The sequence below is a fragment of the Shewanella seohaensis genome (assembly GCF_023283775.1).
In the GTDB taxonomy this organism is placed as follows: domain Bacteria; phylum Pseudomonadota; class Gammaproteobacteria; order Enterobacterales; family Shewanellaceae; genus Shewanella; species Shewanella seohaensis.
In genome coordinates this window covers 237385-261707 of record NZ_JAKILE010000001.1, presented here as the reverse complement: position 1 = coordinate 261707, position 24323 = coordinate 237385, and the positions used below count along the sequence as shown (strand labels likewise).

General features: G+C 48.6%; 18 protein-coding genes. 12 read left to right on the top strand and 6 right to left on the bottom strand.

Features of this window, described 5'->3' with window-relative positions:
• Positions 1–128: 128 nt before the first annotated feature.
• Positions 129–1055: an LpxL/LpxP family Kdo(2)-lipid IV(A) lauroyl/palmitoleoyl acyltransferase gene (locus L2713_RS01145; RefSeq protein WP_126512482.1), complete on the bottom strand. Its 927-nt coding sequence runs from the start codon at positions 1053–1055 to the stop codon at positions 129–131.
• 102 nt (positions 1056–1157) lie between these two features.
• On the opposite strand from L2713_RS01145, the gene hldE reads away from it, so the two are divergent.
• From hldE to L2713_RS01130, 3 genes are all read left to right on the top strand, one after another.
• Positions 1158–2588 (top strand): bifunctional D-glycero-beta-D-manno-heptose-7-phosphate kinase/D-glycero-beta-D-manno-heptose 1-phosphate adenylyltransferase HldE, encoded by a 1431-nt coding sequence (gene hldE / locus L2713_RS01140; protein ID WP_011715992.1) that lies wholly within the window; start codon positions 1158–1160, stop codon positions 2586–2588.
• The gene (locus tag L2713_RS01135; protein WP_248966572.1) at positions 2585–3412 is read left to right on the top strand and encodes a hypothetical protein; all 828 of its coding nucleotides are present in this window, start codon (positions 2585–2587) and stop codon (positions 3410–3412) included. The genes hldE and L2713_RS01135 overlap by 4 nt, the downstream gene beginning before the upstream one ends.
• A 153-nt stretch (positions 3413–3565) precedes the next feature.
• Positions 3566–4045 (top strand): TetR family transcriptional regulator, encoded by a 480-nt coding sequence (locus tag L2713_RS01130; protein WP_011623828.1) that lies wholly within the window; start codon positions 3566–3568, stop codon positions 4043–4045.
• A gap of 86 nt (positions 4046–4131) precedes the next feature.
• Here L2713_RS01130 and L2713_RS01125 read toward each other — a convergent pair whose 3' ends face one another.
• The 3 genes from L2713_RS01125 to L2713_RS01115 form a co-directional block, all read right to left on the bottom strand.
• Positions 4132–4521 carry a hypothetical protein gene (locus L2713_RS01125; RefSeq protein ID WP_248966571.1) on the bottom strand — a complete coding sequence of 130 codons (390 nt, stop codon included), beginning with the start codon at positions 4519–4521 and terminating at the stop codon, positions 4132–4134.
• 154 nt (positions 4522–4675) lie between these two features.
• Entirely contained in the window at positions 4676–6160 is a 1485-nt protein-coding gene (gene pntB / locus L2713_RS01120; RefSeq protein WP_011623826.1) for a Re/Si-specific NAD(P)(+) transhydrogenase subunit beta, read from the bottom strand.
• Between the two features lie 11 nt (positions 6161–6171).
• On the bottom strand, positions 6172–7698 hold the full coding sequence (locus L2713_RS01115) for a Re/Si-specific NAD(P)(+) transhydrogenase subunit alpha (RefSeq protein WP_248966570.1): 1527 nt from the start codon (positions 7696–7698) through the stop codon (positions 6172–6174).
• Between the two features lie 417 nt (positions 7699–8115).
• On the opposite strand from L2713_RS01115, the gene L2713_RS01110 reads away from it, so the two are divergent.
• The 5 genes from L2713_RS01110 (at position 8116) to L2713_RS01090 (ending at position 16057) form a co-directional block, all read left to right on the top strand.
• Positions 8116–9930: an assimilatory sulfite reductase (NADPH) flavoprotein subunit gene (locus tag L2713_RS01110; RefSeq protein WP_248966569.1), complete on the top strand. Its 1815-nt coding sequence runs from the start codon at positions 8116–8118 to the stop codon at positions 9928–9930.
• A 74-nt stretch (positions 9931–10004) separates the two neighbouring features.
• A complete protein-coding gene (gene cysI / locus L2713_RS01105) occupies positions 10005–11702 on the top strand; it encodes an assimilatory sulfite reductase (NADPH) hemoprotein subunit (protein ID WP_011625339.1) in 1698 nt (565 codons plus the stop codon).
• A complete protein-coding gene (locus tag L2713_RS01100; RefSeq protein WP_248966568.1) occupies positions 11695–12492 on the top strand; it encodes a phosphoadenylyl-sulfate reductase in 798 nt (265 codons plus the stop codon). The genes cysI and L2713_RS01100 overlap by 8 nt, the downstream gene beginning before the upstream one ends.
• A gap of 676 nt (positions 12493–13168) precedes the next feature.
• A complete protein-coding gene (gene mtgA, locus L2713_RS01095; RefSeq protein WP_248966567.1) occupies positions 13169–13954 on the top strand; it encodes a monofunctional biosynthetic peptidoglycan transglycosylase in 786 nt (261 codons plus the stop codon).
• Positions 13955–14320: 366 nt separating this feature from the next.
• Complete coding sequence (locus L2713_RS01090; protein ID WP_089068379.1) at positions 14321–16057, top strand: hypothetical protein; 1737 nt, start codon at positions 14321–14323, stop codon at positions 16055–16057.
• Between the two features lie 54 nt (positions 16058–16111).
• Here L2713_RS01090 and L2713_RS01085 read toward each other — a convergent pair whose 3' ends face one another.
• Positions 16112–17659: a S41 family peptidase gene (locus L2713_RS01085; RefSeq protein ID WP_248966566.1), complete on the bottom strand. Its 1548-nt coding sequence runs from the start codon at positions 17657–17659 to the stop codon at positions 16112–16114.
• Positions 17660–17846: 187 nt separating this feature from the next.
• Entirely contained in the window at positions 17847–18731 is an 885-nt protein-coding gene (locus L2713_RS01080; RefSeq protein WP_248966565.1) for a phospholipase A, read from the bottom strand.
• Between the two features lie 429 nt (positions 18732–19160).
• Here L2713_RS01080 and cobA point away from each other — a divergent pair, with 429 nt between their 5' ends.
• From cobA to L2713_RS01060, 4 genes are all read left to right on the top strand, one after another.
• Entirely contained in the window at positions 19161–19991 is an 831-nt protein-coding gene (cobA, locus tag L2713_RS01075) for a uroporphyrinogen-III C-methyltransferase (protein WP_248966564.1), read from the top strand.
• An 81-nt stretch (positions 19992–20072) separates the two neighbouring features.
• Entirely contained in the window at positions 20073–20981 is a 909-nt protein-coding gene (gene cysD / locus L2713_RS01070) for a sulfate adenylyltransferase subunit CysD (protein ID WP_011623816.1), read from the top strand.
• Between the two features lie 129 nt (positions 20982–21110).
• A complete protein-coding gene (gene cysN / locus L2713_RS01065; RefSeq protein ID WP_248966563.1) occupies positions 21111–22553 on the top strand; it encodes a sulfate adenylyltransferase subunit CysN in 1443 nt (480 codons plus the stop codon).
• Between the two features lie 3 nt (positions 22554–22556).
• Complete coding sequence (locus L2713_RS01060) at positions 22557–24281, top strand: SLC13 family permease (protein WP_248966562.1); 1725 nt, start codon at positions 22557–22559, stop codon at positions 24279–24281.
• Positions 24282–24323: the final 42 nt, after the last annotated feature.

Sequence of the window (24323 nt, the reverse complement as noted above, 5' to 3'; positions counted from 1 at the left end):
TCAAGCCCTCAACCCTCAACCCTCAACAATGTCTTAAACCAACAGATCTAAGATAAAAAATGCCAAGCGATTGCTTGGCATTTTTTATTCGCTTTTAAGCGCTTATCTCGAACAGATTGAACAAAAGCTTATTTATATAAGGACTTGTCCGTTGGGTCTGGGCGAGTCTTAAAGCGGCGGTGAAGCCACATATATTGGGCGCGATTTCTATCGATAATCCCTTCGATAATTTTGTTACCGCGAATGGCATCGGTCAGTTCATCTTCGCCCGGGAAGTTATCAAGCGGCGGCATAATCTCAATATGGTAACCCTTATCGCCTTCGGTGCGCTCCACGAAGAAGGGCAGCACTTTGGCCTTGCCAAGTTTGGCCAGTGTAGTGGCGCCGGTAATGGTCGCGGCATCGGGCACGGCATAGAAGGGAATAAATACCGCACTCGAACGCCCAAAATCCTGATCGGCGGTATACCAAATCACATCGGGATTGCGTAAACAACGTACCATCTGGCGTAGATCACGCTTAGGTACTAAGGCTTTATTCGAGCGCAGGCGGCCTTTTACCTGCAGGTATTCCATCACCGGATTGTTGTGTGGGCGGTATACCCCAACACCGGGTTGGAATTGACCAAAAATACGTGCGCCCATTTCCAGTGGTAAGCAGTGCACGGCAAACAGAATCACCCCATGGCCAGCGTTCAAGGTGTCTTGAACGTATTCTTTGCCGGTTATCTGCATATGCTGTTGGATTTTTTCATCTGACCACCACCAGGCATTGATGGTATCGAAAATCGCTTTACCCGTTTCTTCAAAGTTGCGGGTCAGCAGGGCTTCACGCTCCGACTCGGGCATATCGGGGAAACAGAGGGTTAAATTGCGGCGCGCGGTATGGGTACGACTGCCTGCAATAGCCTTGACTAATCGGCCTAGGCCTTTGCCTAACTTCATCTGCCACGAGAGAGGCAACACTTGGGTAATCCGCATCACTAACACCCCAAACCACATGGGCCAGTGCTTCGGATGATATAAGGATGATGAAAACTCAGCTTTCTCGACCACAAAAATACTCGCTACTTTTGAAAATTACTGCTTATTCTAACTCATATTTTGCCGAAAATTAGGTACAATCACGGTTTAATTTCTGCAATAGATAAGAGCGCTATGAAGGTTTCTCTGCCAGCATTTGAAAAAGCCAAAGTGTTAGTTGTCGGCGATGTGATGTTAGATCGCTACTGGGTTGGGCCGACGGGACGTATCTCGCCCGAAGCGCCTGTGCCCGTGGTGAAGATCAACCAAGTCGAGGACAGACCGGGCGGTGCGGCCAACGTGGCGCTAAATATCGCGACCCTCGGCGGCCAAGTGCAATTGGCGGGGTTAGTCGGTGAGGATGATACCGCTAAGGCGTTAACCCTTGGCGTGCAAGCCCTGGGTGTTGAGCCACAGTGGTTGAATATTGCCGACAAACCGACCATTACCAAGCTGCGGGTATTGTCGCGTAACCAGCAACTCATTCGCCTCGATTTTGAAGAGTCCTTCGATAAGCAGGATAGTGCACGTTTACTCAAACAGTCTGAAGCCTTACTCGATTCGGTCGATGTAGTGGTGCTGTCGGATTATGCAAAGGGTGCTATCGATAAGCCGCAGGATTTTATTGCACTGGCTCGCGCTAAAGGCGTGAAAGTGCTTGTCGATCCAAAGGGTTCCGATTTTAGCCGTTACCATGGCGCTTCACTGATCACACCCAATATGAGTGAATTTGAAGCCGTGGTGGGCGCGGTAACCTCTGAGGCCGATCTACTCGAAAAGGCTCGAGGCTTACTCAATAAACATCAGTTCGACGCTATCTTAGTCACTCGCTCCGAAAAGGGCATGACCTTAGTGACGGCCAATGCCCCTGAGTTACACATTCCTACGGTGGCCCGTGAGGTGTATGACGTAACAGGCGCTGGCGATACTGTGATTTCTGCTCTGGCGACGTCACTTGCCGCGGGCGCAGAATTGCCGCAGGCATGCGCCATTGCCAATACCGCCGCAGGGGTTGTGGTGGGTAAATTGGGCACTTCAACCGTGTCTCGTATCGAGCTGATTGAAGCCTTAGCACTGCACCACGGTGAGTCGGGTTTTGGGGTGGTGAGTGAAGACCAACTTGCCTATGCCCTAGAGCAAGCCAAATTGCGCGGCGAGCGAGTGGTAATGACCAACGGCTGCTTCGATATTCTGCATGCGGGGCACGTTAGTTACCTCAAGCAAGCCAAAGCCTTAGGCGATAGATTGATTGTGGCTGTGAATGATGACGCCTCAGTCAAGCGCTTAAAAGGCGAAGGTCGCCCTGTCAATCAAGTGGATAGACGCATGGCGGTATTAGCGGGATTAGCCGCCGTCGATTGGGTAGTGCCTTTTAGTGAAGATACACCACAGCGGATCATCGCCAGATTGCTCCCCGATCTTCTCGTCAAAGGTGGTGATTATAAGGTTGAAGACATCGCCGGTGGCGCCGAGGTGATTGCCGCGGGCGGTCAAGTCCAAGTGTTGGGATTTGAAGACGGGATATCAACGACGGCCATTATCCAAAATATCATGGCAAAACAGTGAGTCTCATTGCTCTGACGCTGATCTCTAGCCTGACTTGGGTGCCTATTGGCGACAAGCAGGCGTTAATTTGCCCGTTAGCGCAATTGAGTCAGTGTCTTGCAAGCTTTCCAACTCAGGTTCGTGAGCAACTCCCCCGCAGTGAAGCCCAGTTTCAAACTGAGCTTGGGCTTCGCAGTGCCATGGTGTTACCCGTCGAAAATAGTCATTTCTCCGGTTTAATCCTGGTAAATGAGCGAGAAACACCAGAGTTTCAACTGCTCAATATCGATGGCACAACTTATCAATATGACCTCAAAGAACAGGCATTATTAACCCTGTGGCATGAGCTAGGGCACCTTGAGAATCTGGCCTTGCAGGGCAGTTTATTGCCAAAAGAATTAACAGCTTACCAGCATGAGTGGTTAGCGGATCTCTATCTGGTTTGGCGTGTTGCTAAGGCCAAAGGCAATCTGGATTTAGCCTGGCAGCAATACCACAGACGCAACCTTGCGGCGTTAACAAGTTCGCAGTATATGTCTCACTGGAGCAGCCCTATGATGATACAAGTGTTAAAAAAGTATCAAGTGAGCCAGATTGCCCACTACAGCCAATATCGTGATTTTGTCGCCGATTTTTATCCTAAAATAGTACAAATAGAACCAGAGGTATTTCGTGAGTATTCGAGTTTAATGCAGCGTACTTTTGGTGAGACTGTGCTGCAACCCCTGCCAGCATACCTATCTTGGCGTAAGCCAGATCTTGGACGTTACCTTAACCCGACACTGACATTGCTGATGGGGGAGGCAAAGGCCCGCGACTGGTTAGTACAAAATTCAATGTTGTGAATATGTAAACGGAATCGATAAATCCCCCTGTTTCAAACTGAACCCTAGCTGAACAAAAGCGAAATACACTTGTTTGGCGTTTCCAAACAGCAGTAATCCCTGAAAGGCTTTGGTAAGCTCTACCCCAGAAAAAGAACAACGGGAGACTTTACTATGGCTAAGCGCTCGCGAGTACAGACTGAGCAGACCATAAATCAGATTATGGATGAAGCGTTAAGACAAATTTTGACTATTGGCTTTGAGACTATGTCTTATACCACGTTATCTGAAGCAACGGGGATTAGCCGCACCGGTATTAGTCATCACTTTCCGCGTAAAAACGACTTCTTAATCCGTTTAGATAGTCGTATTGGCAATTTATTTGTTGCCGCGCTCGACTTTTCTAGCCAAGAAGCCTTAGAAGCCTCTTGGATGAAAGCGATGCAAGAAGAGCATTACCGCGCAGTGTTAAGATTATTCTTCAGCCTCTGTGGTGGCGCGAATAATGAAATCACCCTCTTCAGAGCGGTCAGTACAGCACGTCAGCAAGCCATTGCTGAATTAGGATTGGTCGGCGATCGCACTATCAATCATTTATTAGGCCGTACTGCGGTTATGCTGCTGTCTAATTTTGATGTTGCCAAAGCGGCATAATCATAAGTATCACCACAAAAAAGGAGCCTCTGGCTCCTTTTTTGTTTCTATGGTTTGGCGCGCCGATTACGGTTCGCGCTGTTAAGTTAGTTAAGCTGCAATGGGGGAGACAGCTGCGCTTGCTTTAACTTTTGTTGGGTAAGATAAACGCCGACAGCCATAAAGGTCAGCGCCGCAGCGATCAAGGCGCAAAGCGCATGATGGAACACCAAATGGCTGATAAAGAAGGCTGGAATATCCTCAATACTATCGATAAGAAAGAGTTTAACGATAAGCCCAAGGTACAAGAGCAAGTGTAATATCGCTCCTGTGATAAAGAGGCGCTTAAACTTTTGCACCAAACGAGCGGCGAGATTAAAGCGGTAATAGCGGCAAAATAGATAACCGCCAGTGCCAATGCCAATCGATATCCAGCCGAGCCCCAGCAATGAGGTTTTAATCAAAATTGCCGACAGCATAAATAATCCAAGCAGCATCAAGCTATCCTTTCAATGAATGGGGCGACTACAAGTAAGTTGCGCAGAGACTAGCTGAGCTGGCTTAAAAACGTGTGAAAACACATCCCTAAGCAGGGGAAAAGATAAAGGGAGCCAAGTGGCTCCCTTTAGGGTTAATACGCAAACTTAAGCATTACAGCGCTTTTAAAATCGCCTCAACGCTGGCCTTAGCATCGCCGAATAGCATTTGAGTATTGTCTTTAAAGAACAGTGGGTTTTGTACACCCGCATAACCCGTGTTCATTGAGCGTTTAAAGCCAATCACGTTTTGCGCTTTCCACACTTCGAGCACTGGCATGCCTGCAATTGGGCTGCCCGGATCTTCCATCGCCGCAGGGTTCACCGTATCGTTGGCACCAATGACGAGTACTACGTCGGTATCGCTAAAGTCCTCGTTGATTTCGTCCATTTCGAGCACGATATCGTAGGGCACTTTGGCTTCAGCCAAGAGTACGTTCATATGGCCTGGTAAGCGCCCCGCGACAGGGTGAATACCAAAGCGTACCTTCACGCCGCGATCACGCAGTTTTTGAGTGATTTCAGCCACAGGATATTGCGCCTGTGCCACTGCCATACCATAGCCTGGGGTTATGATGACAGAAGTTGCGTTTTTCAGCATGTCAGCCACATCTTCGGCGTTGGTTTCGCGGTATTCGCCCATTTCTTCATCGCCAGATGAGGCCACACCATCGGTGCCAAATCCACCTGCGATAACCGAGATAAACGAGCGGTTCATCGCCTTACACATGATGTAAGACAGAATCGCACCCGATGAGCCCACGAGCGCACCTGTCACGATCAGCAGATCGTTTGACAGCATAAAGCCCGCCGCCGCAGCCGCCCAACCTGAGTAGGAGTTCAGCATCGAGACCACAACTGGCATGTCCGCACCGCCGATTGAAGCCACTAAATGCCAGCCAAAGGCGAAGGCGATAAGTGTCATCAACAGTAGGGCTGGCATAGTGCCACCCGTTTGTACGAAGTAAACCAATAGCGCCAATGATACCAATACCGCTGCGAGGTTCAGTTTATGGCGATGTGGCAACATCAAAGGCTTTGAGGAAATTAATCCACGTAACTTACCGAAGGCGACGATAGAACCCGTGAAGGTCACCGCACCGATAAAGATCCCGAGGAACACTTCCACTAAGTGAATGTTGAGCATAGCGCCAGTTAAATGGGCTTTCTCGGCGGCTTTGGCCGCTTCGCTTAGCGCATCCTGCACTGCGGCTAAGGTGGAGTTGATATCTCCGCCAACGGCCACAACCACTTGCGATACTTGCTCAGGGTGTAGGTCGATAAAGCTGTTAAAGCCCACTAATACCGCCGCCATACCCACAAAGCTGTGAAGTACTGCGACCAGTTCGGGCATTTCCGTCATTTCGACTTTAAGTGCTAAACGCACGCCGATGGCACCACCAATCACCATGGCGACAATAATCCAAGCGACACCGCTGGTGTCAGGATTAAAAATGGTCGCCAGTAGGGCGATGGCCATACCTGTGATACCAAATAAATTGCCATGTTTGGCCGTTTCTTGCTTCGACAATCCTGCGAGACTGAAGATAAAGAGCACGGCGGCAATAATGTAAGCTGCTGTTACCAGTCCTTGAGACACGTTATACCCCCTTAATCTTTACGGAACATCTTCAGCATGCGCTGAGTGACGGTGAAACCGCCGAAGATGTTAATACTGGCGATCAGCACGGCGATAAACGCCAGCACAGTGACCAAGGTTGAACCTTGACCAATTTGCAGCAAGGCGCCGACAACGATAATGCCCGAAATCGCGTTAGTCACTGACATTAAAGGCGTATGTAGTGAGTGGGATACGTTCCACACCACGTAATAACCCACCACGCAGGACAGGACAAAAACCGTAAAGTGGGATAAGAACTCGGCTGGAGCAACCGAAGCAACCGCGGCAAAACCTGCAGCACCAAGGGCAGCGAGAATATACTTAAGTTTGGATGGCTTTTTGGCTTCAGCCGCTTTGACTTCAACCTTAGCCGCAGGTTTGGCGGGCGCTGCCGACACCGAAATCGCCGGTGGCGGGAAGGTCACTTCGCCTGCTTTGACCACTGTCATATTGCGCATCACCACATCATCGAAGTTGATGCTGGCGACGCCGTTTTTCTCTTTACACATTAACTTCATCAGGTTGACTAAGTTAGTGCCGTAAAGCTGTGAAGACTGCGCGGGCAGGCGGCCGGGAAGATCGGTAAAGCCGATGACTTTTACGCCATTCTCGGTCACGAATAGCTCACTTGGCTGAGTGTATTCACAGTTGCCGCCCGCTTGCGCGGCCATATCGACAATCACAGAGCCGGGTTTCATGCTGTCGACCATCGCCTTAGTAATGAGCTTAGGTGCAGGGCGACCTGGGATCAGCGCTGTGGTAATGATGATATCGACTTCTTTGGCTTGCTCGGCAAACAGTGCCATTTCGGCGGCGATAAACTCGTCCGACATGGTTTTAGCGTAACCGTCCGATGAGCTGCCATCTTCATTGGTGAAGTCCAGTTTGAGGAACTGGCCACCCATGGATTCGATTTGTTCAGCCACTTCTAAGCGTGTGTCGAAGGCGCGAACGATAGCCCCTAGCGAACCTGCGGTACCAATGGCAGCAAGACCCGCTACACCGGCACCAATCACCAGCACTTTGGCTGGCGGAACTTTACCCGCGGCGGTAATTTGTCCGGTAAAGAAACGGCCAAAGTGGTGCGCGGCTTCAACAACGGCGCGATAACCACCGATATTGGCCATAGAAGAGAGAGCATCGAGGGATTGGGCACGGGAAATACGTGGCACCATGTCCATCGCCATCACATTGATGTTGCGTTTAGACAGTTTCTCGACCAGCTCAGCATTTTGAGCGGGCCAGATAAAGCTGATTAAGGTCGCGCCTTCTTTAATTTGCGCAATTTCAGCATCGGTCGGTGCATTGACTTTAAAAATCAGATCCGCTTGCCAAACCTCTGCCGTGATCTTCGCCCCTGCGGCTTCAAAAGCGGCATCGTCAAAGCTAGACAGTAAGCCAGCATTGGCCTCAACAACAACTTCAAAGCCGAGCTTTTTAAGTTGTTCGACGGTGGCAGGGGTCGCGGCGACCCGAGTCTCACCGGCGAGACTCTCTCTCGGTATTCCAATCTGCATGATTACTCCCTGGTGGTTTATATAATCGTTCCGCCTGAGTGCTTCCCCTGAGCTAAACCTAGGTAGGGCTAGGCCGCGATAAGAATGAACTCGTTTATTCAGTTGTGGCAGTTAGCGCATTCAATCTTGGTATGAAATTTGTGCTTGAAAACAAACTTCTTTGCGAGCAACAGAAGGTACTGTACAGCAGGCTCGTCACCATTGTGGCAATACTTTGGTTTGACACAAGCGCATATTGCTCAAGCTGGTCGTTTCTGAACTGGTCGTATCAAAAACTTTTAACCAGTGCACACTTTTGTAGCTTAAATTTTGCACTTTGTATATTCCAAAATGGAATTAAAAATCAAATATTATTCTTTTTTGCTTTTCTAAAACCACGCTAATCTGCTGGACATTACACTGTCATAGGGCCGTCTCATGTTGTTAAAAGAACTTTCATCACTGGCTTCACCCCTGTCGCAACCGCAGGTCGAAAAGCTGAAACAACTCACCGCTGAATTAAACGCGGTGCAACTTGCTTGGGTGAGCGGTTATTTAGCCGCAACGGCCAATGCGTCGGGTAATCTGGCCCAGCTTGCGCCCGTGTCCGATGCACCGGTGGCACAGACAGTGACCATTCTCTATGGCAGCCAAACCGGCAATGGCCGTGGTATTGCCAAAGCCTTGGCTGAGAAGGCAAAAGCACAGGGCTATAGCGTGAATTTAGCCTCTATGGGTGAATACAATGTGCGCCAGCTTAAGCAAGAAACCTTGTTATTGCTGGTGGTCAGTACCCATGGTGAAGGTGAAGCACCGGATGATGCGATTGAATTACATAAGTTTTTAGCATCGAAACGTGCCCCTCAATTAAACAACTTACATTACTCTGTGTTGGCGCTGGGCGATTCAAGCTATGAGTTTTTCTGCCAGACAGGTAAAGACTTCGATGCTCGTCTTTCGGCTTTAGGCGCCAAAGCGCTGCTGCCTCTGGTTGAGTGTGATGTGGACTATGAAGCTGCGGCCGGACAGTGGCACGCCGATATACTCACCGCCGTGAAGCCACTCATTCAAACCACGGCTAACGTGGTGGCGCTCAATGATACCAGCTCGGCACTCGCTGCCAGCGAGAGCGAATTTACTAAGCAAAACCCTTACAGTGCCGAAGTGTTGGTGAGCCAAAAGATCACCGGACGTGGTTCAGACCGAGACGTGCGCCACGTTGAAATCGATTTAGGCGAGTCAGGCTTACGCTACGAAGTCGGTGATGCCCTTGGAGTGTGGTTTAGCAACAGTGAAACTTTAGTCGATGAGATTTTAGCGGGCTTAGGGTTAGCGGCCGATATTAAGGTGACTGTCGCTAATGAATCCATCAGCCTCAAACAAGCCTTAATCGAGAAGAAAGAGCTGACACAGTTATATCCTGGTTTAGTCAAAGCTTGGGCCGAGTTGTCCGCAAGCCCAGAGCTGCTTGCCCTGAGCGAAGATAAAGAACAGGTTCGCCAGTTTATCTTACATCATCAATTTGCAGACTTAGTGGCGAACTATCAGCTCAAGGCCGATGCTAATCTCGATGCAAACAAGTTAGTGGAGTTATTACGTCCATTAACGCCAAGACTCTACTCCATCGCCTCGAGCCAGAGTGAAGTCGATACCGAAGTGCATCTCACCGTGGCTTTGGTGGAAGATGAGCACCAAGGACAAGCCCGTTTTGGCGGTGCATCGCATTTCTTAGCCTCGGCAGAGGAAGGCGCTGAAGTAAAAGTGTATGTTGAACCGAACAAGCATTTCCGTTTACCTGAAGATCCACAAACGCCGGTCATCATGATTGGCCCTGGCACTGGGGTTGCGCCGTTTCGCGCCTTTATGCAGGAGCGCGTGGCGCAAGGCGCTGAGGGCGATAGCTGGTTATTCTTCGGTAATCCTCACTTTGAGCAGGACTTCCTGTATCAAACCGAGTGGCAACAGTATCTGAAAAACGGCGATTTAACCCGTATCGATGTGGCATTTTCGCGGGATCAGGCCCATAAGATTTACGTGCAGCACCGCATTAAAGAGCAGGGACAAACCCTGTGGCAATGGCTGCAAAATGGCGCGCATCTCTATATTTGTGGTGATGCCGAACGTATGGCTAAAGATGTTCACCAGGCCCTATTAGGGGTTGCGGTGGAGTTTGGCGGACTGTCGAGCGAGGCGGCGGAAGAATATTTCGAGACCCTGCGCAGTCATAAACGTTACCAAAAAGACGTGTACTAATTAATCGATCCCAAAGATAGAGAGCAGTATCCACGGAGATACTGCCGCCGAACGAATTTTAAGAGGCAGTTGCCATGAGTGAGCAAAAGTTAGCATTAAACGAATACCTAAAGACCGACAGTGATTATCTGCGTGGCACCATTAAAGAGGGATTAGATTCCTCGGTGACGGGCAGTTTTAGCGATGGCGATCAGCAATTGATCAAGTTCCACGGCTTCTATCAGCAGGATGACCGTGATTTACGTAACGAGCGTAAAGAGCAAAAACTCGAACCTTTATATAGCTTTATGTTACGTGCCCGCGTGCCAGGCGGTGTGTGTACGCCTAAGCAATGGTTAGGCGTGGATGAAATTGCCTCGACGCTCACCAGCTCTAACAGCATTCGTTTAACGACGCGTCAGACGTTCCAATACCACGGTATTCCAAAGCGTAATCTCAAGACCATTATTCAAGGCTTGGACCGTGAGGCGCTCGATTCCATCGCCGCCTGTGGTGACGTTAACCGTAACGTGATGTGTAACCCGAATCCGGTCGAGTCTAAGCTGCATGCGCAGGCCTATGAAGTTGCGAAAAAGCTGTCTGATCACCTGCTGCCCCACACTCGTGCCTACGCCGAGATTTGGTTAGATGAAGAGAAGTTACTGACCACAGAAGACGAAACCGTTGAACCTGTATACGGCAAAACCTACTTGCCACGTAAGTTTAAGATGGCCGTTGCCGTTCCGCCGGATAACGATGTTGACGTCTACACCAACGATTTAGGCTTTATTGCTGTGGCTGAAAATGGCGAATTAGTCGGTTTTAACCTAACCGCTGGCGGCGGCATGGGTTCGACCCACGGTGAAGTGGAGACCTTCCCGCGCTTGGCCGATGACTTTGGTTTCATCAAAACTGAAGATGTGATGAAGTTTGCCGAAGCTGTGATGACAGTGCAGCGTGACTGGGGTAATCGTACCAACCGTAAGCGTTCACGCCTGAAATACACCATCGTCGACCATGGCTATGAGAAGTTTAAGGCCGAAGTGGAAGCCCGTGCCGGCGTTAAGTTTGAACCCAAGCGCGATGTGGTGATTGGCGATCGCGGCGATCGTTACGGCTGGGTCGAAGGTGTCGATGGTAAGTGGCATTTAACCCTGTTTATCGAAAGCGGCCGCATTAAAGACGTACCCGGAAAGAGTTTACAAACCGGTATGCGTGAAATCGCGAAGATCCACAAGGGTGATTTCCGCATGACCTCAAACCAGAATATGATTATTGCGGGTGTGGCGCCCGAGGATAAAGCGACCATCGAAGGCCTTGCCCGTAAACACGGTTTACTTGGCCAAGTGTTGACCCAAACTCGCGGTCATTCGATTGCCTGCGTGGCCTTGCCAACCTGTCCATTGGCGATGGCGGAAGCCGAGCGTTATTTCCCTGAGTTTATCGACCATATCGATGCGCTGCAGGCTAAAAATGGCATTAGCGATCAAGCCATAGTTGTGCGTATGACCGGCTGTCCAAACGGTTGTGCGCGCCCATTTGCCGCTGAAATCGGCTTAGTGGGTAAGGCGCCCGGTCGCTACAACCTGTATCTCGGGGCGAACTTCGAAGGCACTCGTCTGAATAAGATGTACAGAGAGAATATCCAAGAGGCTGAGATCCTTGCTGAATTGGATGCATTATTTGCCCGTTACGCGGTTGAGCGTAATGCTGGCGAAACCTTTGGTAACTTCACCGTCCGCACGGGCGTAGTGAAGGCGGTTATCGATGCCGCTAAGGATTTCCATGGCTGATCTTGATTCTGGGGTGACGGGTTCCGGCTTGCCGAACGCGTTGCAGAGCGTGATAAGTCACAGCGAACTGAAAGCGCTGCTGACGGCGCCTAAGGATGTGCAGCGAGCGGAACTGGAACGCATTAATCGCTTCTTGGCCGGATTGACGGCTCAAGAACGAGTGCTCTGGGGCTTAGCCTATTTGCCGGGAAATCACGCGCTGTCATCCAGTTTTGGGATCCAGGCGGCGGTGATGCTGCATATGGTGAGTCAGGTGCAATCGGATATTCCGGTGATCTTAACGGATACTGGGTATCTCTTTCCTGAGACATATCAGTTTATTGACCAGCTTACCGAGCGCTTATCCTTAAACCTCAAGGTTTACCAAGCGCCGATGACTTCTGCATGGCAGGAAGCGCGTTTTGGCAAGCTGTGGGAGCAAGGCTTAGATGGGCTCGAGCGTTACAATCGACTGAATAAAGTAGAGCCGATGCAACGTGCTTTGGCGGAACTTGAAGTCGGCACTTGGTTTGCGGGACTTCGTCGCAGTCAGTCAAGCACTCGCGAAGAGTTACCAATATTGGCTATCCACGGAACTCGCTTTAAGCTGCTGCCGATTATCGAATGGTCGAACAAAGATGTGCACTTGTATCTGACGCAATTTGACTTGCCTTACCATCCGCTATGGGATCAAGGGTATGTTTCTGTTGGGGATACCCATTCGAGTAAACCCTTAGAATTAGGGATGACTGAAGAAGAAACCCGCTTTAATGGTCTAAAACGTGAATGCGGTTTGCATTACGAAATATAATCATCTATTTGATTTAATAGATAAATGCCACAGCATTCCCTGTGGCATTTTTTATTTTACGCCACCAAAATGGTATTTTGCTCAATTTTAAAGCGGTTTGGCCGTTAAAGTATTTTGTGTGTCATTCTGGCGTCATCAAAGTCAGATAAATTGTATTTTCATAGAGTTAGTTAAGGTGCGTTTGCCTGAGTTAAAATTTTTGTACATTTTTACTCACAGGGTTATGCACATTAGAATGTTCTGAGCTATATTACAAAGTTCCCGTAGATGGTTTTGAGGGAGTTTACTGCGCAGATATGCCTTAGTCGGTATTTTGCCAAGTTAAGTTGTTGAATATCGTTATTTATGGGCTTAGTTTGCTGTGTAACGATATAACGAGACGGAAAACAGTAGCACTTCCAAAAGACCTTGCTCGCCGCCGCGAGTATCAAGCAGTTTGATTGACTTGCTAGCCCTCGTTAATCTGCCCATTTCACCTCGGTCAGCTGTCGTCAAAGCTGCCGAGGTTGAGCCAACATAGTTAACATCGTTTATTTCGCTAATTCATCAATTCAGCTCGGTTTTTGGCGCTGTTTATGACAATATTATCATCAACTTACACTGTGCTATTTTATGCGGTGTGGCCAATGCCACCGCAAACGGCCCCTTTGGTGAAACTATTGATGAGGATAACTGGATGACCGCCCCTTTGTATGCCATGCGCGATCATGTCAATCGTCCTCAAGGGAACAAATCCAATTGCCCAGCGCCCAGACCCAAATCGCGCGGCTTTAAGCGCATAGTCGCTTGGTTCGTTAAACTTATCTTGGGCTTACTACTCGCCTCCGTTCTAAGTGTGGTGCTACTGAGATTTATTGACCCGCCGATGTGGACTTGGCGGATTGAACGGGCACTATTCCCGCCCGCACCAGTGACAGAGGTGCGACATCAATGGCGCTCACTCGAGCAAATTTCCCCTGAATTACAATTAGCCGTGATTGCCGCAGAGGATCAAAAATTTGCCAACCACACGGGGTTTGATTTAGCCGCAATAAGTTCGGCCATCGAATACAACCAAAAGGGCAACAAGGTTCGCGGTGCGAGTACCTTAAGTCAGCAAGCGGCGAAAAACCTGTTTATGTGGTCGAGCCGCAGTTTTATCCGCAAGGGAATAGAGGCCTGGTTTACCCTGTTGATGGAATTGATTTGGGATAAGTCGCGGATCCTCGAAGTGTATCTGAACATCGTCGAATTTGGCCCCGGAATATATGGCGCCGAAGCCGCATCGAAACATTATTTTGGTAAGAGTGCCGCCAAATTAACCCGTTATGAGGCGTCATTATTAGCGGCGGTATTACCCAATCCTTGGCGATATAAAGTCTCACCGCCTTCACCTTATGTTGAGCAGCGCTCCGCTTGGATCCGTAAGCAAATGCGCCAGTTAGGGGAAGTGACGCTTAACCGTGTTCATAATGCCGATTAACGGGGAAATAAGGCGATAACCTTCGTCTTATTAACATGTCATGCGCTTTATCGCTGCGATAAACTTTATCTTTAATATGAATTAGGCGCTGAATATGAAATTAATTTAGTTTGCTAAGCGAATTCGCCTAAAAGCACAGCTTGATTCGCATCCTAGGTTAATTAATGGTAAATTAGCGCACGAATTTCCCCTTCAAATACACTCTGTCCTTGGGCTATTCCCCTCGCTAATTCTTAGCTTGTGTCGGATGTTGGTGTGCCATGACGCGTGTAAAAAGGAATGACAACAGGTCAGTATTTAAATACCGAAGGCGAGTGCTTTCGGTATTATTTTTGTCACTTTGACGGTAATTAAATGGAGTTTTAGATGAAGAAGATTGTTATTGCTGCGGCTATTATTGCAGCGGGCGCAGGTGCTTATTGGTACACTCAGCATGGAACTAGCTCGAGTGCTTCGGCCAATCCTTTGCTTGATTATATCCCTGCCGACACCCCAGTATTTTCTGGTCAATTAAAACCTTTCCCACTGAAAAACTACCTGCAATCCATTTCTAGCAATTACCAGCAATTCTCAACGGATTCGTTGGCCGAGTTAGGTGCATTAGATAGTCCTATGGCCAAGTTCTTTGTCAGCATCTATACGCAGTATATGGATGGGATGAAAGATCCAACCCAATTGCTTAAGACCTTTGGTTTACCAAATGAAGTCGAGCCTTTTTTCTATACCTTGGGTGTGATCCCTGTTCTTAAAACCAATGTGGATCAAATTGATGCATTCTGGGCTGTCTTGGATAAAGCCGAGAAAGACAGCGGCTTCACCCATGAAAAGCGCACCTTAGCGGGCGTTGATTATCGTGCTTATTCACTGGCCGAAGAAGGTTCTACTGAGAAGGTTGACCTGTTATTTGCCCATAAAGATGGCATCTTAACTGTGACCTTATCTGGCACAACGATTGAGCCAGAAATCTTAGAAATGGCCTTTGGATTAAAGAAACCGACTCAATCCTTAGCCGCTTCAGGCATGCTGAAAGACATCATCAAAACCCATGGTTTTATGGAAGACAGCATCAGCTTTATCAACCACGTTGAGATTGTTAAAGCGATTACGTCTCCCGATGGCAATATGTTAGGTAAGCAGCTCACTCAATTCATGGCTGAAGAAAACCATGGTGAAGATCCGTTAGCGGAAATCCGTACTCCTGAGTGCAAAACTGAGCTAACTGCCATTGCTGCCAACTGGCCTCGTACGGTTGCGGGATTAACGGCATTTAGTTCGACCGAAAAAGAAAGCCATATGGCGGCCTCTTTTGTGGTTGAAAGCAAAAACCAAGCAATCCTAACTGCGCTGCAAAAAATGCGTGGCTACATTCCAACCCACTTAGCTGACATTAACAGCACTATCTTCTCGATGGGACTGGGGATTGACGTTAATGAAGTTGCACCTTCACTGACGGCGATTTGGGACGATCTGCAAAAGCCACAGTTAACCTGTGCGCCGCTTGCTGAGTTACAAGCCGAATTAAGCCAACAAAGCCCTGCGATGCTGGGTATGTTTACTGGCATGGCGAACGGCGTTAAAGGTGTGAGCCTGTCATTGCTCGATTATAAGATGAGTTCTCAAGACCAAGAGCCTAAGCTTGAAAGCTTAGATGCCTTAGTGAGCTTAACGGCCGATAACCCATCAATGCTGTTCAACATGGTGAAACCTTTTGCTCCTATGCTGGCTGAACTGCAAGTTGCTGATAATGGCGAGCCTACCGATTTATCACCACTGTTAATGTTGCCGCCTGAGATGAACATCAAACCGATGCTGGCCATTAAGGGACAACACTTAGTGGTTTACTCTGGCGATAAAGGCTTAGCGTTAGCGAATAAATTGGCTGGCGAAAAGCCTTCGGCCAATGGGCTTTACAGCATGTCGGCTGACTACGGTAAGATGTTTACCCCAGTGTTAACCCTATTAGAACTGACTGGTGAGCCGATTCCTGAAGAGCTGCAAGCGCTGAAAGATTACAATATGCGCGTCCAAATGAGCTTCGATGTGAATAAACAGGGCCTAGTGTTTGGTTCAGTGATGAACTCAAAGGCGAGCGAGAAGAAGTAAGCTTTATGCCAATCGTGCATTAATCGAAAAGCCAGCTTATTGCTGGCTTTTTTGTTAATTGGCTTGGGCTAACTTAGGTTGAGAACCAAGGGGCGTATCTGTGGGTTTAGGTTTAGCGGAGCGCACTAAACTGACCAGCCCTTGCCATTCAATATCGTTGTTCTGTGGCAGCCAAATATCCGGCTCAGTGCCTTTTCCTGAAAGCAGCTCGCCTGCGGCGTCATAGGTGAGTGAGCTACTAAAACGAACATCTAAATCACTGTTAGGTAAGGTGAGTTGATACTGTCTGGCAAAATCCCCTGAGGTTTTTTCACCAATCAAGTTCACTCTAGACCAGGCTTTTGTTCGGTAGGCTATCCACTCGCACTCTTGTTTACACAAAGGGCTGACAAGTAGCGCAAGGCGATTATTACCTTCGGCGAGCACTTCGGGTTTAGTGCGGACAAACCAAGGGCTGAATCGGCTCTCATCTATGCTGGGCAAGCGCCGAGTTAGTACATTCAGCCGTGGTGAACTGAGTTCCAATGCTTCGAGCGGCCTAAAATTGAGGGGCCTTAAATAATCATTCCTAAGTTCCGGGGAGCGGCGATAATGGGCAAAGCCCATGATTTGTTCTAGCGCCGAATGATATTGCTGGCTTTGGGGCGGCATATCTTGATAACGCGACAACATGGTCAATAACTTAGGGCTAAATCCCTTGGCTTGCCTCAAATCGACAATCAGTAACGGCTGCTGCATTCCCTGTCGGAGCGCATCCTGCTGGTTTTTATCGAGTTCAAAGGCGTAGAGATCATCAATCTTGAGCTTAGCCGTGGTTGGATTGACCTGTTCCAGTAAATAATCTGGCTTGATTGGCGCCGTCGGGGCCAAATTATCGAGTTGGGTGATGAGGCTTTCAAAGCTCAGCTCAGTCTCATCTTTAATCGGTTTGACTATGGTTTTTGACGGCTGCGGCAGGGCGATAGTCACTTGCGTGGTCTGCAAATCATCATTAATCAAGCTGATAAGTACATGGGGCTTGATGCTTAAGCCTAAGTCCTCCCGCAGTAAATTGAGTCGCTTGAGCCAAATTAGCTGCATCTCTTGGCTGTTTTTTGCAGGCTCAGATAAATAGGCTTGGCTGGCTGAAATCCACTTGCTTAAGGGGATGCCATCAATATGGGTAATAAAGGGAAAATCGGCGCTGATGGGGTTATTTTTGCTGTCCAAGGCGAGCCATTGCTCGTTGACAGGCCTGAGCGTTAAGGGCAGCTCACCGCTGCTATTTTCGACTTTCGCGACCTGTGTCCCTGGATCTTTTAAGGTATTGAGCAGTTTAGTGAGCTCGGCGGCAAAGCGTTCTTTAGGGATAACATCTTGATATTGTTCTGTGATTAATCCAGCTAATCGTTTGAGTTGCTGCCCATTAACCTGTGGGTCCAGTGCGTAAAATGCCGAGTGTTGTTCAATTTGATCGAACAGAATATAGAGATCTTGGCGAATATCCTTGGTCGTCAGCGTGGGTTGGGCTTTTTCGGGAATAGCGAAAAACGCGAGCCTGATGAGGCTCGCACAAATGATCACGCTCAGTAAAGTAACGACAGTGCGATAGCTAAAACTCATACTCCTCCATGACCACTTTACTTTTACGGCTAAAAAGGTGTGCGACTATCGATGCAAATGCCTATTTTGGCAATAAAAATCATCATTCGGTCCCTTTTGCTCCTGTCCATTTGAGCAATTTAGCAGCAGTTTTGGCAAGTCAGCATAGAATTATGGCTATTTTTTGTGCTCTGTCACGGTTAAATCGTTAGAGGATATCGTTGAGTGATACGCCGATACCGATGCGTTGGTTATGGTAATTGTAGTCAATAAGACTCTCGCCATAGCCATTAAAGTATTGAGTATAAAGGCGTAAATTACCGATGATTGGGTAGCTCCACGTAAATTCTGCCGAGCCACGGTCAATATCCTTAAGGTTGGTTTTTAGGGTTAGGGTGAATCTATGGTCATCTATGCCATACACTCCCACAAACTCGGCTTTGCCTATGTATTCATCGATATCGGGGTTATCGTCACCACGGGGTTGATGGATATCGGTTTTTTCGTCCTCAGGAATACGCCACCACACCTTGGTTGAGAAGGCCAATGGGCCTGCATCGAAGATCATGGTGCCGTAGATACGGTTCCAGCTTCGGGATAATAGCCCTGACTTTCCATTGGATTGATGTACAGCGCCAAAGCCCCAGAAGGAGTTAGTCACGCTGCCGATTTTCCAATCATTGTTAAAAAGCATAAAGATTTCGGGTTCGTGGTTAGTCTCACGGAAGGGGGAAGAAATATCTTTGTTATACAGCTGCCAATAGGATTGGTTCGTGTAGGCAAAAAACAGGTGGCCATTGTCGCCAAAGACGTTGTACCAAATAGGAAACTTAAAGCTTATCTGGAACTTAGCTTCCATCTCGTCCAGTGTGTAGTTGTTCTCCGCCGCATCTTGAGCAAAGGGGGCCAAGTTGGGATCGGGATTGTAGGTGGCGGGTAAAATGTAATTCACTTTATGTGGCGTGATCACGAAGGGACGTTCTGAGGTGGCAAGTTCGTCCTGCACGCGTCCTTCAACAAGGGATTCTTCCGCCTGAAGCCCTGTACAAGTTAACAGTCCAATTAATGCGATACCTTTATTAAATCGGGACATCGGCCCTCCTTGATGTGTCTGTTTGCCTTACGCTTTCTCGTTGTTTGCCCAGCTTAACATTAGTTTGTGGATCTATTGTGAGAAATCCTGCCAGAGAGTTACGCAACTGGCGCGAGCTTGCGCCCATTTTTATGTGCAAAAGAGACGCTTGAGTAGAATTTTTAGCAATAACATAGTGCGGTTATGTGAGGTGACGCAAGTTTTGATTGCCGATATATTCGGCATGAAATCCTATTTTATTTAGTTATTTCATTTGCTTAAGCGATTTTTAGGCCATTGGCGTTTTGGTTACCCTCACTTATCGTTAACAGGCTTAATTCGAAGCACTTTTGTTATTTCTTTTTGATATAACAATTAATGATTTTATATTTATTAAGGAATATAACTAGGGCTATATTGCTACACATTGATCTCATATCGGGGAATGTGATGGAAATTTTATCTTTACCGGGCCAAAGGGCGAAGGGCAAAGTCTGGCTTGTTGGCGCAGGCCCCGGAGACGTTGAACTCTTAACCCTCAAAGCCTGGCGCATTCTCAAGTCCGCCGACGCTGTGCTATACGATGCGCTCGTTAGCCAAGATATCCTCGATTTGGTCCCTAAGGATGCAGAGAAGATTGCCGTCGGCAAACGTGCCGGTAAGCATAGTGCTGCACAAGATGAAATTAATCAGTTACTGGTGACGAAAGCCTATACCCGTAAAAGCGTGGTACGCCTCAAGGGCGGCGATCCGTTTATTTTTGGTCGCGGTGGTGAAGAGTTACAAACCTTAGTCGAAGCAGGCGTCGAATTTGAAGTGGTTCCTGGCATTACCGCCGCCAGTGGCACTTCGGCCTATGCGGGTATTCCATTAACTCACAGGGATTATGCCCAAGGGGTGACCTTTATCACTGGCCATTGTCAGCTCGAAAGCCGCCCCATGGACTGGCAGGGTTACGCTAATCCAAACAATACCTTAGTAGTGTATATGGGGATTTTAAATGCGGGCATTATTCGTCAAGGATTAATCGATGCTGGCCGTAGCCCACAAACCCCAGTAGCGATTGTCTCTAAGGCGACCACTCAGTCGCAGCAGCGTTTTATTGGCCAATTAGATTCACTCGAGCAGCTTGCGGCCGATCCGCAATTGCAAATGCCCGCCCTGATGATTATTGGCGAAGTGGTTGCGCTGGCAGATAGCTTAAATTGGTTCCAACCTAAGGGTGAAGGCGAGTCAACGCTCGATACCGCAGATGCCACCAAGATTGTGGCAAAAATTTAGTTAAATCAGATCATTTTTTAGAAATAGTTAAGTTAAATCCAGCTGCCTGTCGCAGCCCATTTTAGGTAAACGGAGAAGAGTATGGCCGGGCGTGAATTAAGCCACTTACAACAACTGGAAGCCGAAAGCATTCAGATCATTCGTGAAGTCGCTGCCGAATTCGACAATCCAGTAATGTTGTATTCCATCGGAAAAGATTCTTCGGTGATGTTACACCTTGCGCGTAAAGCTTTTTATCCCGGCAAGATCCCATTCCCCTTGTTGCACGTGGATACGGGCTGGAAATTCAAAGAGATGATCGCCTTTCGTGATGCGCAGGCGAAAAAGTTTGGCTTTGAATTATTAACCCACACCAACCCAGAAGGCGTTGCCCAAGGGATTAACCCCTTCGACCATGGCAGTGCCAAACACACTGACATCATGAAAACCCAAGGCTTAAAACAAGCCTTAAACCAATATGGTTTCGATGCCGCATTCGGTGGTGCGCGCCGCGATGAGGAAAAATCCCGCGCGAAGGAGCGGGTGTATTCGTTCCGCGATCGTCACCATAGATGGGATCCTAAGAATCAACGCCCCGAACTGTGGCGCACCTATAACGGCGCGGTGAATAAGGGCGAAAGTATTCGTGTCTTCCCTTTATCTAACTGGACCGAACTCGATATTTGGCAATATATCTACCAAGAAAACATTGAGTTAGTACCACTGTATTTTGCCGCAGAGCGCCCTGTGGTTGAGCGTGGCGGTCAGTTGATTATGGCCGACGATGAGCGCATGAAACTCGAAGAAGGCGAAACCATTAAGCATGAGGTGGTGCGTTTTAGAACCTTAGGTTGCTATCCATTGACGGCAGCGATGCATTCGCAGGCGGATAATCTCGAAAAAATCATCGAAGAAATGCTGTTAACTCGCTCGAGCGAACGCCAAGGGCGGTTGATTGACTCTGATCAGAGTGCATCGATGGAGCAGAAGAAACGCCAAGGTTATTTCTAAACCAAGGCATTTCGAGCGCAGGTTGAGAGACAAATTAAACCGATTTCGTGAATGTCCCGATGAAGGCTTTTAGAGCAATCAAGTACCAGCGACTTCACGAACAGTGAGCAAGATAAGAGTGAGATAAAGATGGATAAAGCGGTCAATAAAACCAATCGTATGGCGGCAGAAATTAGCCAGCACGGGGTTAAAGAATATCTAGCCCAGCAACAACATAAAGGTTTGTTGCGCTTTTTAACCTGCGGCAGCGTAGACGATGGCAAGAGCACCCTGATTGGCCGTTTACTGCATGACAGCGCGCAGATTTATGAAGACCAACTCGCGAGCTTAAAAAATGATAGCGCTAAGATGGGCACAACAGGCGAGGCCATAGACTTGGCTTTGCTGGTGGATGGTCTGCAAGCCGAGCGCGAGCAGGGCATTACTATCGATGTCGCTTATCGTTATTTTTCAAGCGACAAGCGTAAGTTTATCATCGCTGACACACCAGGTCATGAGCAGTACACCCGCAATATGGCGACTGGCGCCTCAACCTGTGATTTAGCCGTGATCTTAGTGGATGCGCGTTACGGCGTGCAGACTCAAACCAAGCGTCATGCCTTTATTGCCTCTTTGCTGGGTATTCGCCACTTTGTGGTCGCGGTCAATAAAATGGATTTACTCGGGTTCGATGAGCAAGTATTCAATCGTATCCTTAATGATTTCAGTGAGTTCGTAAAAGACTTTGGTGACTTAGATATCCACTTTGTGCCCTTATCCGCACTCAATGGCGATAACGTGGTTGAGCCGAGCTTGCATACGCCTTGGTATCAGGGCGGCACACTGCTGGAGCTACTCGAAACTATTGATACTCAACGTGAACTGAGTGCCTTACCCGTGCGCTTCCCAGTGCAATATGTGTCGCGTCCCAATCTGGATTTTCGGGGTTTTGCCGGTACTTTAGCCTCTGGCGTGATTAAGGTGGGGGACGAGGTAGTTGCGCTACCTTCGGGTAAGCGTAGCAAGGTTGAACGTATCGTGACCTTCGATGGCGATCTCGCCGAAGCGACGGCTGGTCAAGCCGTGACTATCACCTTAGAAGATGAAATCGATATTTCCCGTGGTGACTTACTGGCTCTGCCAGAGAGTGCGCCACAGGTTGCCAACCAAATCGTGGCTGACCTAGTGTGGATGGATGAAAAGCCATTACAACTCGGCCAGTTATACGACATTAAAGTCGCGGGTAAGAAGACCCAAGCCTCTGTTACTGCCATCGACTATGTGGTTGATGTGAACACGCTTGCGCGCAGCAGCGCCGACACTTTAGGGCTCAATGCCATCGCCCGTGTGACCTTAGAGCTGACCGAAGATATCGTCTTCGATGCCTATTCTTTGGTGCGTGATACCGGCGGCATGATCCTGATTGACCGTTTATCCAATGCCACTGTGGCGGCGGTGATGGTGGTATCGGGTCAGCATGTGAATAAGCAAGTATCTTCACAATTTAGTGCCTTTGAAATCGAGTTTAATGCACTGGTGCGTAAGCACTTCCCGCATTGGCAAGCGATTGATATTTCAAAGCTTGGAGCCTAATACGTGAGTGACTTGTGGCTATTAGCTATTGTGTTGTTTGGATTAGTGGCTGGCTTAATCGCCGGCCGCATTAATCCCGCAGTGTTGTTTTTATTTGCTTTTTTACTCTGTTACCTTTTAGGAATGGTATCACTCGACACGGCGCTCACTAGCTTTACCAACACAGGTTTAGTCACACTGGTGTTATTGGTGCTGGCGGCGACGGCGCTGGAGAAAACCTCACTGCTGGGCAAGTTAAGCCAAGTGATTGGTAACAGCTCGCTTGCGGTGACGATGGCAAAACTGGGATTTTCAACGGCGCTGCTGTCCTCTTTTACCAATAACACCGCCGTTGTCGCGTCTTTGATTGGAGTGGTGCGCCGTAATCAGGCTCACGCTCCGGCTAAGTTGTTGCTACCACTCAACTATGCGGCGATTTTGGGCGGTACGCTGACTTTGATTGGCACTTCCACAAACCTTATCGTCAACTCGTTTGTCGAAAACGCTGGCTTGCCAGCGTTGGGGTTCTTTGAGTTCACTCCAGTGGCCACGCTGATTGTGCTCTTAGGCATAGTGCTGCTGATTGTGCTGGCCAATACCTTGCCCGACAGGCGGGATGAATCGACTGAGGAAGCGTTGCCCTATCTACTAGAAGCTCACGTGGCCAAAGGCTCGTCTTTAGTCGGTCGCAGCGTGGTGGATAACAAATTAAGAGCACTGAAAAAACTCTATTTAGTTGAGCTTGAGCGAAGCGGCATTTGTATTTGCCCTGTCCCGCCCCAGTTAGTGCTACAGGCGGACGATGTGCTGCGTTTCAGTGGCGCTGTGGAGTCGGTGGAATTGTTACATCAATTCGATGGTCTCGATTGGTTTGGAAAACATCAAGCCAAGGGGCAAAATCTGGTCGAAGCCGTGTTAGCGCCTTCGTCGAGTCTGGTGGGCAGCACCTTAAAAGAATCCCGCTTTCGCGAGCAGTTTGATGCGGCGGTGATGGCGATTCGCCGTGGCCATCATCCGCTAAAGGGCGGCTTGGGCGATATCGTATTACAGCCTGGCGATGTGTTGCTGTTGACGCCGGGGGATGGGTTTAGTGCTAATCCAAAACTCGGTACCGAATTTGCGGCGGTGAGCGGACTCGATTTGAATGTGCGTTTAGACACTAAGCGTAGTCGTATCGTGTTAGCCGGATTTGTGTTGACGATTGGCCTGAGTTTGACGGGGATTTTACCCTTAGCCAAAGGACTCGTGCTGTTATTACTCAGCTATTTTGCCATCGGCGCCGTGACCTTATCTGAACTTAAGCGCCGTTTCCCGCTCGAGTTAGTCGTGATTGTGGGCAGCGCTTTGGGGTTGGCAAACCTGATGATGAGCACAGGTCTTGCTGATGGTTTAGCACAGGGGCTGCTTGGTGCCATCAATGGCTACGGAGTGTTTGGTGCCTTTGTGGGCGTTTATTTAGTCACGCTGCTGCTGACAGAACTCGTTACCAATAATGCCGCAGCGGCCTTAGCCTTTCCGATTGCCTATGCGGTAGCGCTGAATTATGGCGTCGATCCTCGGCCGTTTATCATGGCCGTGGTGTTTGGTGCCAGTGCCAGCTTTATTTCGCCCTATGGTTATCAAACCAACTTGATGGTGTTTAATGCGGGGAACTATCGTTTCAGTGATTTTGTGCGTTTAGGGCTGCCCTTATCCCTGCTGTATTCGCTGATCGTAATTTTTATGGTGCCAGTTATCTTTCCGTTTTAATGATTTTTTATCTTAGGTTGTTATTCAACCTAAGGTTTGAGG

Coding starts and splice junctions, on each gene's coding strand:
- hldE (WP_011715992.1), top strand. CDS start 1,158: ATGAAGGTTTCTCTGCCAGCATTTGAAAAAGCCAAAGTGTTAGTTGTC.
- L2713_RS01130 (WP_011623828.1), top strand. CDS start 3,566: ATGGCTAAGCGCTCGCGAGTACAGACTGAGCAGACCATAAATCAGATT.
- L2713_RS01125 (WP_248966571.1), bottom strand. CDS start 4,521: ATGCTGCTTGGATTATTTATGCTGTCGGCAATTTTGATTAAAACCTCA.
- L2713_RS01115 (WP_248966570.1), bottom strand. CDS start 7,698: ATGCAGATTGGAATACCGAGAGAGAGTCTCGCCGGTGAGACTCGGGTC.
- L2713_RS01110 (WP_248966569.1), top strand. CDS start 8,116: ATGTTGTTAAAAGAACTTTCATCACTGGCTTCACCCCTGTCGCAACCG.
- cysI (WP_011625339.1), top strand. CDS start 10,005: ATGAGTGAGCAAAAGTTAGCATTAAACGAATACCTAAAGACCGACAGT.
- L2713_RS01100 (WP_248966568.1), top strand. CDS start 11,695: ATGGCTGATCTTGATTCTGGGGTGACGGGTTCCGGCTTGCCGAACGCG.
- mtgA (WP_248966567.1), top strand. CDS start 13,169: ATGACCGCCCCTTTGTATGCCATGCGCGATCATGTCAATCGTCCTCAA.
- L2713_RS01090 (WP_089068379.1), top strand. CDS start 14,321: ATGAAGAAGATTGTTATTGCTGCGGCTATTATTGCAGCGGGCGCAGGT.
- L2713_RS01085 (WP_248966566.1), bottom strand. CDS start 17,659: ATGAGTTTTAGCTATCGCACTGTCGTTACTTTACTGAGCGTGATCATT.
- L2713_RS01080 (WP_248966565.1), bottom strand. CDS start 18,731: ATGTCCCGATTTAATAAAGGTATCGCATTAATTGGACTGTTAACTTGT.
- cobA (WP_248966564.1), top strand. CDS start 19,161: ATGGAAATTTTATCTTTACCGGGCCAAAGGGCGAAGGGCAAAGTCTGG.
- cysD (WP_011623816.1), top strand. CDS start 20,073: ATGGCCGGGCGTGAATTAAGCCACTTACAACAACTGGAAGCCGAAAGC.
- cysN (WP_248966563.1), top strand. CDS start 21,111: ATGGATAAAGCGGTCAATAAAACCAATCGTATGGCGGCAGAAATTAGC.